The organism is Mycoplasma sp. 'Moose RK' (assembly GCF_015708155.1).
Lineage (GTDB): Bacteria > Bacillota_I > Bacilli_A > Mycoplasmatales > Metamycoplasmataceae > Mesomycoplasma.
This window is the reverse complement of record NZ_JADDYD010000001.1, coordinates 85,626-99,606: the sequence shown is the minus strand read 5'-3', so window position 1 is coordinate 99,606 and position 13,981 is coordinate 85,626. Positions and strand designations below refer to the sequence as shown.

Below are 13,981 nucleotides of genomic sequence, written 5' to 3'. Positions count from 1 at the left end.
TCACTAAATAAGATATTTTTGTAAGCTATTAAAATTGTTCTAAATAAAAATTTTTTCGGTTTTGCTACCTTGCGGCAACCCAATCAAACCAGATTCATTTGCAATTTTATTATCCTTGAAAGATGAATTTCCTAAAGAAATTGACTGAGAATTAGGGCTAAAACTTACTTTTTGAATTAAATTGGATTCAAAACCGCTCGCTGAAATTTGAGCTAAACTTGAATTTTGTGAAAAATCTAATTCAGAAATTTGATTGCTAAAAAAGGCGCCTGTTGCAATTAATTTAAGATTTTTTGCTTTTGCAAAATTTACCGATTGCAACTTATTGAACGCAAAAGCCTGTTTCCCTATCGAAATAACAGATTCTGGTAGAGTGAGTTTTGTAATTTCGTTGCCTTGAAAAGCAAAATTTCCAATTTTTTCTAATTTTTTTGACAATGAAAAATCAAGCTCAGTAATTTTCTCACCACTGGTGAGATTCGCACTATCAGCATAAAAAGCATAATCATCAATTTCCCGAAGCGTCGGCGGAAAAATTATCTTTGACAAGTAATAAAAATTGATTTTTTTGGATTCTTTATTGTTTTCGGTGGGCATTTTAGCATTATTTTCACTACCATCAGACAATTTTAAGCTATTAACTGGTTGGTAAATTCGCGATTTAAAACTAGAAAAAGCTGATTTATCAATTTTTTCAATGTTACTAGTGGATAAATCAAGAACAAAAGTGCTAGAATCTGGGTTGATTTTTACATATGACGAATCTTTTTTTTCCTTAGTTTCTAATAGAATTTCAGCCTGTGTTTGCGCCTGGCCGCAAGACAAAAAGAGCGAAAGCGGAACTGAAATAGTACAAATTTTTAGTAATTTAATAATTTTTTTCATATGAAAATTTTACAACAAATTAATATTATTTTTAGATTTATTTGTAAAATTAAAAAAATTTCTATAATAACTGCGCACAACTTTAAAGTGATTGTTAGATTAAAAAACACTTACTTGTTAAGGGTTTTGGAAAAAGACTTTTTTAAATTCTGATATTTTTTACATTAAAAATTTAATATTTATGTGCACTGACAAATTTAATAAAATGTTTGTTCAGCGCACTTATTGCTTTATTTTTCTTGAAAAATAACTGCAAAGTTGGTTTTAGATAAAAAGTTAAAAATTTTTGCAAATTCTTAGAAACTCTTTATACAAAAAATATGGAATTCTTGCTATTTTTTATATGAAGAAAATCTAATATTTCTTGAAATATAATAAAGTGATTCGGCCAAGGTTGGATGAGTAAATGCTGATTCTTGAAGGTCAAAAATTGTCATATTTTTACTAATTGCAAGAGCAATTTGATTAATTAAAATTGATGATTCTTCAAGAAAAATTGCTGCAGAAAGAATTTTGTAAGTATCTTTTTCAAAATTGATTTTTACAAAACCACTTTCAAAATCTAAATTAGCATGTGCTCGAGGTAAATTTCTTGCCAAAATTTCAACAGTGTCAAAATTAATTTGCTCATTTACTAAATCTTTTTCACTTTTCCCAACAAAAGAAATTTCAGGATTTGTATAAATTGCGAAAGGTATATTAGATTTTACAAATTTTTCACTTGAATTTCCAGTTAAAATATGTTTTGCAACAACATCTCCCTGCTTATATGCGCTAGTTGATAGCATCATGATTCCGTTCAAGTCACCGATTGCATAAATATTTTCCTCTGAGGTTTGAAAAAACTCATTCACTTTCAGCAATCCGTTGCTATATTTTTCTAAATTTAAATTTTTAAATGAAAAATTTTCAGTAGTTCTACCAATTGCAATTAATATATTTTTGGTTTTATGTTTAAAAACATTGCCATTTTGCTGAATAATTAAACCATCATTATCATATTTTACAATTTTTGCCCCGGTTAAAAGTTCTATTTTTTGCTTTTTCAAAATTGATTTAGCGGCTTTTTTGATTGAATCATCAAAATTTAAAAAAAACTCATTATTTGACTCAATAATTGTTATTTTTCTATCAAAAGTTGCATAAAAATTTGCGAATTCAAGCGCAATTACTCCACCACCAATTATTGTCAATTCTTCAAATTCATGGTTTTTAAGAAGTAGATCATCTGAAGTAATAATTTTTGCATTTTCTGAATTCTCAATTAAAATTTTTCTTGGCTCACTTCCGGTTGCAAGAATTACTTTTTCAACTTGAAATTCATCGTTTTCTGTTTTTATTATATTTTTAGATAACAATTCTGCTTTTTGGTTGAAAATTTCAACGCCAGCAGCTTGCAAATTATCCTTAATTGCAAGCCGTAATTTTTCAGAATTGTTTCTGGCGTTTAAAAAAATATTTTGCAAATCATATTTGTGTTCGCTAGAAATCCCATATTTTTGAGATTCCAAGATTAATTGTCTTACTTTTGCTGATCGCAAAATTGTCTTAGTTGGAATACAACCTCGATTTACACATGTTCCACCAAGAAAATTTGCTTCAAAAAGTGCAACTTTTTTCCCTTTTTTTGCTAAAATAATGGCCAAAGTGTATCCTGCAGGCCCAGCGCCAATTATACCAATATCAAATTTTTTCATATTCACCCTAACAAAATAATACTATAAAAAAATATTTTAAAAACAAAAAACGGGAATAAAATATTCACCCCTGTTTTTTTTTTTTTTTTTGATTCACTTAAAAATTAATTTTAATTATTTTTCTCAAAAGTATTTGGTTTTTCTGAGTCAAAAATAATCTCTCTCCCTGATTTTGAAATAAAAATAAAAATCATAATTAAACAAATAATGTCAATTAATAGAACAAAAATTCCGACAATTGAAAGGGTGTGAAAACCCTGTATTTTTGATATCAAGTGCGGATTTTTAAGGTTTAAGTCTTTTGCCAATTTATTCAATTTAAAACTAAAAACAATCAATAAAATTTTAAAAGTTAATGTTAATAAAAGCCAAATAACACTTATAATTAATACGGAAATTAGGGCTGAAATAGCGAAATTACCCCTTAGAACATCCACCACAGTAACAGATCCAGCTAATTGAAACATAATAAATAAAACACCAATTCCAAACTTAATCCCACGGATAATTAGACATATTTTTGCAAAATTTTTCGTTGATTTTAAGATGTTTTCTATTTCTTGTTTTGAAACTTCCATGAAATTTTTCCTTTTATTATATTTAAATTCAAATTATATAGTAAAGATTAGTAGGCGCAAAAATTTATTTGAGATATTTTCTACCTAAAAATGAGAAAATTAGGGAAAATAGATTGATTTTTCGACCAAGTTTACACTAAAAATGGCTAATTTTATATAAAATCTAATTTAAAATAATTTTTTTAATTTTTAGGTAGAAATTAAAAATCTTTAAAAATAGGTTCTTTTCTAGGAATAATTGTTTTTAAATGCCTAAAAAGTAAAAAAATGTGAAAATTTGCTAATTTTCTACTTAACAGATAGCAGTTTTATATAGTTTTTGCGTAGATAAGAACGAAACATTTTTATTTTATGTAAAAAGGCGTGATATCCACTATTTTTTTCTTATTTTCAAACAAACTTGTTGCTTCTAGAAAATTGTCAAAAATTAATTGATAGTCAATTTTATCTTCTGATTTAAATTTTTCACTAATTTCTGAAATTTCAGAGACTAATCTACCATCTTCGGCTCAAGCGCTAAATTGAGATTTTGCACTATAATCGACAAAATATTGTTTTTTTTCTTTATTTTTGAATGAAAGTAGATTAAAAGTTGAAGAAATTCATAATTGCTTCCCACCAAGTTGGCAAATAGTGCGACAAAATGTCAAACCAATTCGACAACCTGTGAAGGTGCCAGGACCCAAGTTAACGTAAAAAGACTGTATTTCTGAGATTTCTATTTTATTTTTTTCTAGAATTTCCTCAATTTTAATAGGAAGTAAATCTGCCTTATTTTTTAGCAATTCAACATTGCCTTCAATAAGTTGAAAATCACTGTTAAAGATCGCAATCACTAAAAATTTTCCAGTTGTATCAATAAAAATATTCATAATTTGCATTTTTATTATAATGGATTTAATAATTTAGGTGTTTTTTTCTTGAACTCGTAACTGGATTGGGTATTTTTTTCATGCCAAGAAATACGTGCTTGGCTTTCCTGGTATAAAGTCAGCGTTTGTGACTTTAATTCGATATTGCGCATCCTCAAAAGCGCGAAAATAGATCTTGTCAAAAGGGCTAATTTCCGAATTAGCTTCAATAATTTTTGTTCACCCACCACGAAAAATTTCGATACTAATATCGAAATCATTTAATTTCGGATTTTCTGGAGATGTAAAAATTTTTGAAATACTATTGTAAATTTTTCGAAAAAAAGCACTAAATGCTGATTCAATAATTTCAACACTTTTTTGAGAAAACTTATCATGAAAAATCATTGCAGAAAATTCTTGCCCTTTTATTAATTCAAAAGGAGCCGATGTATATGTACTTCCATCAAATTTATTGTGAATAAAGTTACCCTGTTCTAAAGTTAAAAAGGCATTTTTAAAATTTATGTGGCCAAAACCTTCATTTATGTGAGTTCCGTTGAAACCCAAATTGGTATTTTCACTAGGTTTTGCTGTCAATGACAAAGCAATTAAAATTTTTTGATTGACATTTTTTAAATTATCATAGCTATCAAAACTCGATGAAAGTTGGCTAAATAAAGCTCCTAATAAAATAATAGGGTAAAAATCAACTGTTGCTTTTCCTGAATTTAATTGATAGTTAAAATTTAATTCAGGAACAACAAAATGATTAGATTTAGATACGCCGTACCCGTTGCCAAATATCTTTGCATAATTAAAGAATTTACCACTATTTTTAAATTTATCATCAACCTTTGCAAAAATTACAAAGTTGCTAAAAATTTCGTCTCCTACGGTTTTTTCTCCGTCAAAAAAATGCAAAATTCCGGTCTTTTCAGTTCAGCGATCAAGAAAATCACCAAATTTAACAAATTGACCGTTACTTGGCAAGGGATGAGCTAGGAATTCTCGATCATCTTTGTAAAGGTGCAAAACTATCTCTACACCACTTGTTTCCAAGTGCTTAATTCCATCAAGTCACTGTTCACTCGTTTTAAATCGGTAAATAATTAGATTAGAATTTGGGGAAAAAAATTGAAAAATTTGCTTTAAATTATTGTAATTAATGTTGTTTTCATCGCCATTTTCCTCAATCAAAATGCCGACTTTCACAGTTCTTTTTACTTGGTTAAGGTCTTGATTGTAATTTAATTTTTCAGCAATTTCCGCAAAATTAAAGCTAGCGTTAGTGGGATTTCCAATAATGCCGTTTTTTTGACTGAAAAGAAAAATAGGACTAAAAACCGCAAAAATTACGAAAATAACAGCCCTAACAAGATAAAAAATTTTATTCATTTCCCACACTCCTTCTTTTTTTCTCTTTGTATATATTAAAAAAAATTTGTTTTCGATGAAAAAAATGGAAAATTTTATGAAAAATTGCCCAAATTTACTTTTTTTGAACATTTTTGTTAAAATGTGTTATAATATGTGAAAAAAACAAGGCCAATATGAATTCAGTAATTCTAATTAAACTTTCTGGTGAAAGTCTTGCAAACAAGGAAAAATCATTAGCAATCGACTATGAGCTTGTTAGACAACTTGCTTCTCAGCTTAAGGAAATTCAAAAATTAGGGCTTAAAATTTTGATCGTTATTGGCGGCGGAAACTTTTGGCGAGGAACATCGGCTGCAAAAAATGGTATCAACCGTAACACTGCAGATTACATTGGTATGCTAGGAACCGCTATGAATGGCTTGGCACTTGAATCGGTTTTTCAAGATCTTGGAATCAAAACTCGTGTTTTGTCATCAATCAGTTTGGATCCGCGAATTTGCGAATATTTTGTTCTTGAAAAAGCGCAAAAGTATCTTTCAGAAAATCGTGTTATAATTTTTGTTGGCGGAACAGGCCGCCCGTACTTTACAACTGATAGTGCGGCAACACTTTTTGCATCAGAAATGGGAGTAAAGGTTATTCTGGTTGGTAAAAACAATGTAAATGGTGTTTTTGACTCTGATCCAAAAATTAATCCAAATGCGGTTAGATATGATAAAATTACCTACGATGAGGCAATTGAAAGAAATTTTAAAATAATGGATTCAACTGCCTTTTCGATGGCTCGCGACAATAAAATAAAGCTGCTGATTTTCAATATAAAGGAAAAAGATAGTATTGTTCGACTTATCAAGGGCCAAATTGAACATACGGAGGTTTTTTAACAATGAAAAATTTCGACCCTGAATCAAATTTTGAATTTTATAAGCAAGTTTTGGATGACAAGAACGAAGAAGTTTGCAAACAAATGGAGAAAAATTTCAAAAAAGTTGTTATTGGAACCCCAAACCCACAACTAGTTTCTCACATAAAAGTTAATTTTTATGACACTTTGACCCCAATTAATGAAGTTGCATCGATTTCGTCTCCTTCAGCTTTGCAACTTTTGATTAAACCTTACGATGTTGCACTTGTTAAAACAATTGCATCAGCAATTGTTGCATCAAAAATTGATGCACAAGTGCAAAAAGAAGCCAATCAAGTTCGTGTAATTTTCCCAGAATTAACTCTAGAAAAACGTCAGGAAAGTATTGTTCAGATTAAAAAATATTATGAGGAGGCGAAAATTAGAGTTCGTCTTGTTCGGCAAAATTTAAACAAATTGATAAAAAAAGAGGGTTTTCCTGAAGATTTTGAAAAACATTTTCTTGATGTTATTCAAAAATCAACTGACCATGAAACAGAAAAATTGGAAATTCTTTTTGAAAAAAAAGTTAAAGAAATTCAATCAACGTAGCAATCATGATTTCAAACCGTCTTTTGAGGTTGCAAAAAGATTTTTTAAGACGGATTTTATCGATATTTTTAATTTTAATTGTTGTATTACCGATTCTTTTTATCGGTCATTATGTTAGTTTTTATGGACGAATAATTTCATTTGTTTGTTTTGCGCTTGTCCTATTTTATAGTCTTTTTGAAGTTTTTAAACACTTTTCTACGAAAAAATTCTTCACTTTTTTACTAGCTTTTTTTGCCGTTTTTTTATTCATTTCCCCTTCTAACATTTCGTCATATGAAAATTTATTCGCGGAAAATATTAATTTTGGCTGAAGTTTTATCGCCAGTTATATAAAAAAACAATTCTTAAATTACGATGTTTTAATTGTCCTATTTTTAGCCTTTGTCGTTCAATTTTTTGACAAAAGTGATAAAAATAGAATGTTTATTACGGATTTTTTTCTCCGATTTTTGACTATTTTATTTGCTTCAATTTCATTTAAAATTTTGTGAATTTTGAACATTTTTAATATTTTTTTAGTTTTTTTCTTATTCACAATTGCGGTAATTAGTGACAGTTTTGGTTATGTTTTTGGTTATGTTTTTGGAAAAAAAATTTTTAAAAAAAATTTTAATTTTTCGCCAAATAAATCAATTGAAGGTTTTATTGCCTCACTTTTTTTTACTTTAATTTTTGCAATTGCTGTTATTTTAAATACTGATTTCAAAATTGAAACAAAATTTTTCCCAATTTTGAAAGTCCTAATGATAATTTTACTTCCATTGGGCGCAATTTTTGGTGATATGTTTTTTTCAATGATAAAAAGATATCTTAAAATCAAGGATTTTTCTAATTTAATCAAAGGGCATGGCGGCTTTTTTGACCGGTTCGACTCCTCAAGTTTTGTTTTTTTATTTTTTGCATTTTTTGTTCTATTTTTGACATAATTTTAATTTTTGACAAGAAGGGATAAAATGAATTCAGCGTTTAAGAATTTATGCGACAAAATTAATTGAAAAGCGCCAGCAAATTGAGATGATGTTACAGTGATAAGCGAGCTTGGCGAAAATCAAACCATTTTTTTAAAAATTAAAAAAAATACACTGCCAAAGTTTCAAGATTTGCTTGAATTTTTCATTGCCGCCAAGAAAACAAACGAAGACCCGAATGCCTTTAATAATTCCAAGCTAGAATTTCAATTTGAAGTTTCTCAAAATTATTTTGAGAATGAAGATTTGCTTGAATATATTAATGCTTCAATGGAACTTCTTACCGATAATCCTATTTTTTTTAGTGAAGATGAAATCCAAAAAGCAAGTCCTAATTCATTCAAAATTTTTTTTGAAAATTCAAAAAATTTTGAAATTTTTAAACAAGAACGCGAAAAATTTCTTAAAGTAATTAATTATCTTGGCCTAATTCACCTAAAATTAGAATTTATTTTAGAAGAAAAGCCTATTTTTGAAGAAAAACCAGAACTAATTCTTGAAAAAAATCTTCACCAACTTGATGATTACAGCAAAGAAACCTCTGGCTCAAAAAGGAATTTGCCCCTGCAAAATTATGAAGTAATTGATTTAGCGCAAATTCGTTCGCACAAAAATCCTCATGTTCAGTTTGATGGCCAAATCTATAAAATTGGGTCCATAAAGACAAAAAATGGAAAAATTTGGCTAAAAATTCACCTTAATAACTTTGAATTTTCACAAGCTGTCAGTGTTGACAAATTTGTAAATTCAATGGACAATTTTAACTTGAAAACTGGCGATTTGGTCAGAATTTGAGCAATAATTGATGAACCAAACGACCGTTATAAATTTAATATTCAATTAAAATTGAAAAAAATAGTAAAAATTAAAAAATCTGTTTTTTTTCCAGCAGAAAAAATTGACGATGCGCCAGTCAAACGGGTTGAAATTTCTGCCCGAACATGAAAATCAACAATGGACGGAATTTCCTCAGCTGCTGAATATGTCAAACAAGCAAAAAGTTACGGCCACACCGCTATCGGTATTGCTGATCTTGATTCAGTTCAGGGATTTCCTGAATTTTACAGCGCTACTCAAAACAGTGGGATTAAACCAATTTACGGAACGACTTTTTCAACTTATCGATCAAAAGTTGAAAAAGTGATTAATTTCACTAAAAATATTGACCTGATTTCCGCCAAATTTGTAATTTTTGACTTAGAAACGACCGGTTTATCGAGTTTTTACAATGAAATTATTGAATTTGGTGCAATTGTTTTTCAATTTGGAAAAGAAATTGAAAAACACCAATTTTTTATTAGACCTAATGGAAAAATTCCCAAAATAATTACAAAAATTACCGGAATTGAGCAAAAAATGATTGATGAATTAGCAGTTTCACCTGAAATTGCGATTCAAAAAATTGAGAAAATTATTGAAAATTCAATTTTAGTGGCACACAACGCCAATTTTGATTTTAACTTTTTAAACCAGTTTTTTAAAAAATATGCACAAAAAAAACTGGAAAATCCGATCATTGATACTCTGGAGGTCAGCAGATTCTTGAATCCCGAAGCAAGAAGTCATAGTTTGAAAAATATTGCCAAAAGATTTGAATTTTTTTATGATGACGAAATTGCTCACCGTGCTGATTTTGATGCAGAAGTTTTAACAAAAGTTTGAAAAAATTTCCTTGAAAAATTGGAAAATCTTGAAAAAATCACTGATTTAGAAGGTTTATCAAAAATTAAAAGTTCAATTTTTGACCTTAAACCTGAAAAAGTTTTTCCAAAACAACTGACCATGATCGCCAAAAATCAGGCTGGAATCAAAAAATTGTACAAACATGTTTCGATTGCAAACACAGAAAATTTGATTTCGCGGCCTCTAATTTTTTATGATTTAATTAAAAAAGATCCTGATTTATTGGTTGGCTCGGGTGGACCTGAATCACTTTTGATTCAACATTTTCTATATCTTGACCCTGAAGGTGTGGAAGATTTTTCCAAAATTTACGATTTTATTGAAATCCCGCCGCCTTCAGCGTTCGTTCACTTGGTAAAAAGGGAAATTTTTACCCAAAATCAGATTGAAGATATGCTAAAAAAATTAATTAATTTAGCAAAAAAGTTAGGAATTCCAGCGGTTGCCATCAGCGATCCACGTTATTGCCAACCCCGTGAAAAAATTTTTTACGAACTTTATATTTATGCAAAGGGTGTCGGCGGCGTCAACCACATTTTGCTTGATAATCGCGAAAGTGAACGGGAAAATCGACAAGATAGCCACATTTTCCCAAACAAGCATTTTTTCACCACTGCTGAATTAAAAAAGGAATTTGAATTTCTTGAAAATCAAGAATTAATTGATGAAATTGTTGTTAAAAATTCTAATTTAATTGCAAATCTAGTTAGTGATAAAATTCAAATCATCAAAACAGGGCTCTTCCCACCAAGTTTTGATGATTCAGAAGTGAAATTAAGGGATTTTGTCTACAAAAAAGCTTTTGAAAAATACGGAAATCCTTTGCCTGAAATAATTCGTTCAAGAATTAAGAATGAACTTGAACCAATCATAAACCATGGTTTTCACGTGGTTTATTGAATTTCAAAAAGAATTGTTGAAGAAGCAAAAAATCAAGGTGCAATTGTTGACTCGCGTGGTTCAGTTGGCTCATCAATTGTTGCATTTTTGACTGGAATTACTGATGTAAACCCGCTGCCACCACATTATTTTTGCGCTAATTGCAAAGTTGTTCAGTTTTCACAAAACGACGAAATTTTATCAGGTTATGATTTGCCAAATAAAAAATGTGAAAATTGTAAAAATGACCTTGACAAGGATGGACACAATATTCCTTTTGAGACTTTTTTAGGATTTAATGCTGAAAAAGTCCCTGATATTGACCTTAATTTTTCAGGGGAAACTCAACTTAAAATGCATGATTTTGTGCGTCAACTTTTTGGTTCAAAAAACACCTTTCGTGCCGGAACTATTTTGACAAATGCTGAAAAATCAGTTTATGGTTTGGCGAAAAAATTGGGCGAAATTCGTTCCCAATTTGATCCAAAATTTAATATTGATCGTCATGTTTCTTATTTTTCAAATTCGTATTTAGATTTTTTGGCAACAAAAGCTCAAGGCGTTAAGCGAACTTCTGGGAAACATGCAGGTGGAATTATTGTCATCCCAAATGACTTTGAAATTGAAGACTTTTGTCCTATTAATTTCCCCGCAAATAATGAAAAATCTGACTGAAAAACAACACATTTTGATTATAATGCCTTACATGACAATCTCTTAAAGCTTGATATTTTGGGGCACGATGACCCCACAATTTTGCTTCATCTTGAAGAATTAACGGGAATAAAATCCGAAAAAATTCCAAAAAACGACCCTAAAATCTTATCTCTCTTTAGTTCTTGCAAAGAATTAGGGATTCAGCCAGGCCAAATTCTTGGCGAACCAACAGGATCAATTGGTATTCCTGAATTTGGTACTCAATTTGTGCGAAAAATGCTGCAAGTTGCAAAAGTAAATTCATTTGCCGACATTGTAGCGGTTTGTGGATTAGCACACGGAAGTGGCGTTTGACAACACAATGCTGAACCGTTAATTATTGAAAAAAAACTAAAAATTCAGGACGTTATTTCCTGTCGGGACGACATTATGCTTTATCTTTTAAAGAAAAATTTAGAGCATCTTGACGCTTTTAATATCATGGAAAAAGTACGAAAAGGTAAAGGTTTGACTGCGCTTGAAGTTGAACTTTTGAAAGAAAAAAATGTTCCGGACTGGTACATTGAATCGCTAAACAAAATTGGTTACATGTTTCCTAAAGCGCACGCTGTCGCTTATGCAATGAAAGCTTGAAAAATTGCATTTTTTAAACTTTATCATCCTTTAGCATTTTATTCAGCCTATTTTTCAATCCGACCAGATGTAAAAGATATTGAAACCTTAGTTTTACCGGCCTCGGAAATTCAAGCTAAAATTAATTTACTGAATGAAAAAAGGGCAGGAAATACAAAATCAAACTTACAAAACAAGATTACGCCCAAAGAAAGGGATCTAATCCCGTTTCTTGAAATTAGTCTTGAATTAAAATCAAGGGGTTTTGAAATCGAAAAAGTAAATTTGGAGAAATCACAGGCACAAATTTGACTTGTTAATAATGAAAATAACTCTCTGATTCCGCCTTTTGTTTCAGTGGATGGAATTGGTGATGTAAATGCACGTAAAATTGTTGAGGCACGTAATTTAAAAGCTTTTGCTTCGATTGATGATTTTCAAAATCGCACTGAAACAAATACAACTGCGATAAAAAAACTTACTGAATTGGGTGTTTTTGATAAAATTTCTAAAAAAGCACAAGTAAATCTTTTTGATTAAATTTTTAAAGGAAAATTTTTTTATTATGAATGTTGGTGATAAAATTTTATGTAAAATCAGATCATTAAATAAAAAATATTTTTGAGTTGAGATGCCTTTTGGTTATACGGGTGTTGTTTTTTTAGATACAAAGAAGTTGGCTGAAAACCAAAAAATTGAGTATTTTTACCGTGTTGGCCAACAACTTATTTTGCAAATTGATACTATTTCTCACTTTGAAAAAAGGGCATCTTTATCAGATGTGCATTCACATATTTTTTATAATAACAGTGATTTCCCTTTTGAGACACCTTCTGGATTCAAAAATTTGAAAAAACACGTGGAGCAGCAATTAAATTATGAGCCTAAATTTACAAATAAAAACAAAAATTAACCTTGATTTTTCCAGTTTTACTGATAAAATAAAAGAATTTCACAAACGAATTAATTCAGAGCAAAGTCCTGACAAAAATTTTTTAGGTTGAAATAACTTTCCTGATTCAGCAGTGAATTTTGCTGAAATCAAAAAAATGCAGGAAATAATAGAAAATTTACACAAAAATTCAATAAAAACTTTGGTTGTAATTGGAATTGGTGGATCATATTTGGGCGCTAGAGCTGCAATTGATTTTGTTTTTGGACTTGGTCCAAACCAGGAAAAACCGGAAGTTATTTTCATTGGAAACTCCATTTCTTCTACTGATTTATACCAAAAAATTGAATATTTACGTAAAAAAGAATTCGCAATTAATGTAATTTCCAAATCTGGATCAACAATTGAACCAGCAATTGCTTTTCAAATTCTTTATCAAGTTTTAGTTGAAAAAATTGGAAAGGATGCAGCAAAACAAAGGGTTTTTGTTACAACTAGCACAAAAACAGGCGAACTTTTACAAATAGCTAAAAAAAATAATTTTGAAATTTTTGAGATAATTGAGTCAATTGGCGGCCGATTCAGCGTTTTATCATCAGTCGGTTTTTTTTCAATGATTTTTGCAGGAATTAATGTTTTTGATGTTATTGAAGGTGCCAAAGAAGCAAATTTTTTGTATTCAAAACCGGATGTTTCAGAAAATTTAGCCTATAAATACGCGCTTTCTCGCTTAATTTTGAACCAAAAATTTAACTATAAAATTGAAATTCTCATTTCTTATGAGCCATTTTTAATGTATTTTAATGAATGGTGGAAACAACTTTTTGGTGAATCTGAAGGCAAAAATGGGAAGGGTATTTTCCCAACTTCAGCAATTTTTTCAACAGATTTACACTCACTTGGTCAGTTCATTCAAGAAGGAAGCAAAAATTTTTTTCAAACGGTAATTTTTATTAAAAATCCAAAATTTGATTTAAAAATTAGTGAAGTGCCTGAATTTCAATCAAAAATTAATCTACTTGCCAATAAAAGTGTTAATGAAATCAATTTTCAAGCATTTTTAGCAACAACATTAGCTCATTCAGAAGAAGGAAACAATCCCAATTTTGTCCTTGAAATTCCTGATAGCTCTTCAAAATCGTTTGGTCATCTAGTCATGTTTTTCCAAAAAGCATGCGCGATGTCAGCGTATTTACTAGGCGTAAATCCTTTTGACCAACCTGGAGTTGAAAATTATAAAAAACGTTTATCTAAAAATTTGGGTTGAAACTAGTAAAAAATTTAGGAAAAACCTTTACTTTTGTGCTAATTTAGTATATAAAAAATTTAGACACGTCAAGAAAAGTGTGTCAAAATGAAACATAATAAATTCACAGTTGGTGATAAAATTAAATACTTCAAAATTGCAAAATCTAAAGAATAAAAATTACAATTTTGCAT

At 29.5% G+C, this 13,981-nt stretch carries 11 protein-coding genes; 6 read left to right on the top strand and 5 right to left on the bottom strand.

The window, feature by feature from the left end; translation table 4 throughout:
- Nucleotides 1-39: 39 nt before the first annotated feature.
- From IM807_RS00385 to IM807_RS00365, 5 genes are all read right to left on the bottom strand, one after another.
- Nucleotides 40-885: a leucine-rich repeat domain-containing protein gene (locus IM807_RS00385; RefSeq protein WP_196362610.1), complete on the bottom strand. Its 846-nt coding sequence runs from the start codon at nt 883-885 to the stop codon at nt 40-42.
- A gap of 332 nt (nt 886-1,217) precedes the next feature.
- Complete coding sequence (locus tag IM807_RS00380; RefSeq protein ID WP_196362609.1) at nt 1,218-2,582, bottom strand: dihydrolipoyl dehydrogenase; 1,365 nt, start codon at nt 2,580-2,582, stop codon at nt 1,218-1,220.
- A gap of 110 nt (nt 2,583-2,692) precedes the next feature.
- Entirely contained in the window at nt 2,693-3,160 is a 468-nt protein-coding gene (locus IM807_RS00375) for a hypothetical protein (protein WP_196362608.1), read from the bottom strand.
- Between the two features lie 344 nt (nt 3,161-3,504).
- Complete coding sequence (locus IM807_RS04090; protein WP_196362607.1) at nt 3,505-4,032, bottom strand: hypothetical protein; 528 nt, start codon at nt 4,030-4,032, stop codon at nt 3,505-3,507.
- Between the two features lie 33 nt (nt 4,033-4,065).
- Nucleotides 4,066-5,409: a hypothetical protein gene (locus tag IM807_RS00365; RefSeq protein ID WP_196362606.1), complete on the bottom strand. Its 1,344-nt coding sequence runs from the start codon at nt 5,407-5,409 to the stop codon at nt 4,066-4,068.
- Between the two features lie 155 nt (nt 5,410-5,564).
- Between IM807_RS00365 and pyrH the strand changes: the two genes are divergently transcribed.
- From pyrH to IM807_RS00335, 6 genes are read left to right on the top strand one after another with little or no spacing between them, the layout of a single operon-like run.
- Nucleotides 5,565-6,275 (top strand): UMP kinase, encoded by a 711-nt coding sequence (pyrH, locus tag IM807_RS00360; RefSeq protein WP_196362605.1) that lies wholly within the window; start codon nt 5,565-5,567, stop codon nt 6,273-6,275.
- 2 nt (nt 6,276-6,277) lie between these two features.
- Complete coding sequence (locus IM807_RS00355; protein WP_196362604.1) at nt 6,278-6,847, top strand: ribosome-recycling factor; 570 nt, start codon at nt 6,278-6,280, stop codon at nt 6,845-6,847.
- A 5-nt stretch (nt 6,848-6,852) separates the two neighbouring features.
- Entirely contained in the window at nt 6,853-7,776 is a 924-nt protein-coding gene (locus tag IM807_RS00350) for a phosphatidate cytidylyltransferase (RefSeq protein WP_196362603.1), read from the top strand.
- A 27-nt stretch (nt 7,777-7,803) separates the two neighbouring features.
- Nucleotides 7,804-12,189 (top strand): PolC-type DNA polymerase III, encoded by a 4,386-nt coding sequence (locus IM807_RS00345; RefSeq protein ID WP_196362602.1) that lies wholly within the window; start codon nt 7,804-7,806, stop codon nt 12,187-12,189.
- Nucleotides 12,190-12,214: 25 nt separating this feature from the next.
- Nucleotides 12,215-12,562 (top strand): hypothetical protein, encoded by a 348-nt coding sequence (locus IM807_RS00340; protein WP_196362601.1) that lies wholly within the window; start codon nt 12,215-12,217, stop codon nt 12,560-12,562.
- Entirely contained in the window at nt 12,528-13,814 is a 1,287-nt protein-coding gene (locus IM807_RS00335; protein WP_196362600.1) for a glucose-6-phosphate isomerase, read from the top strand. The genes IM807_RS00340 and IM807_RS00335 overlap by 35 nt, the downstream gene beginning before the upstream one ends.
- Nucleotides 13,815-13,981: the final 167 nt, after the last annotated feature.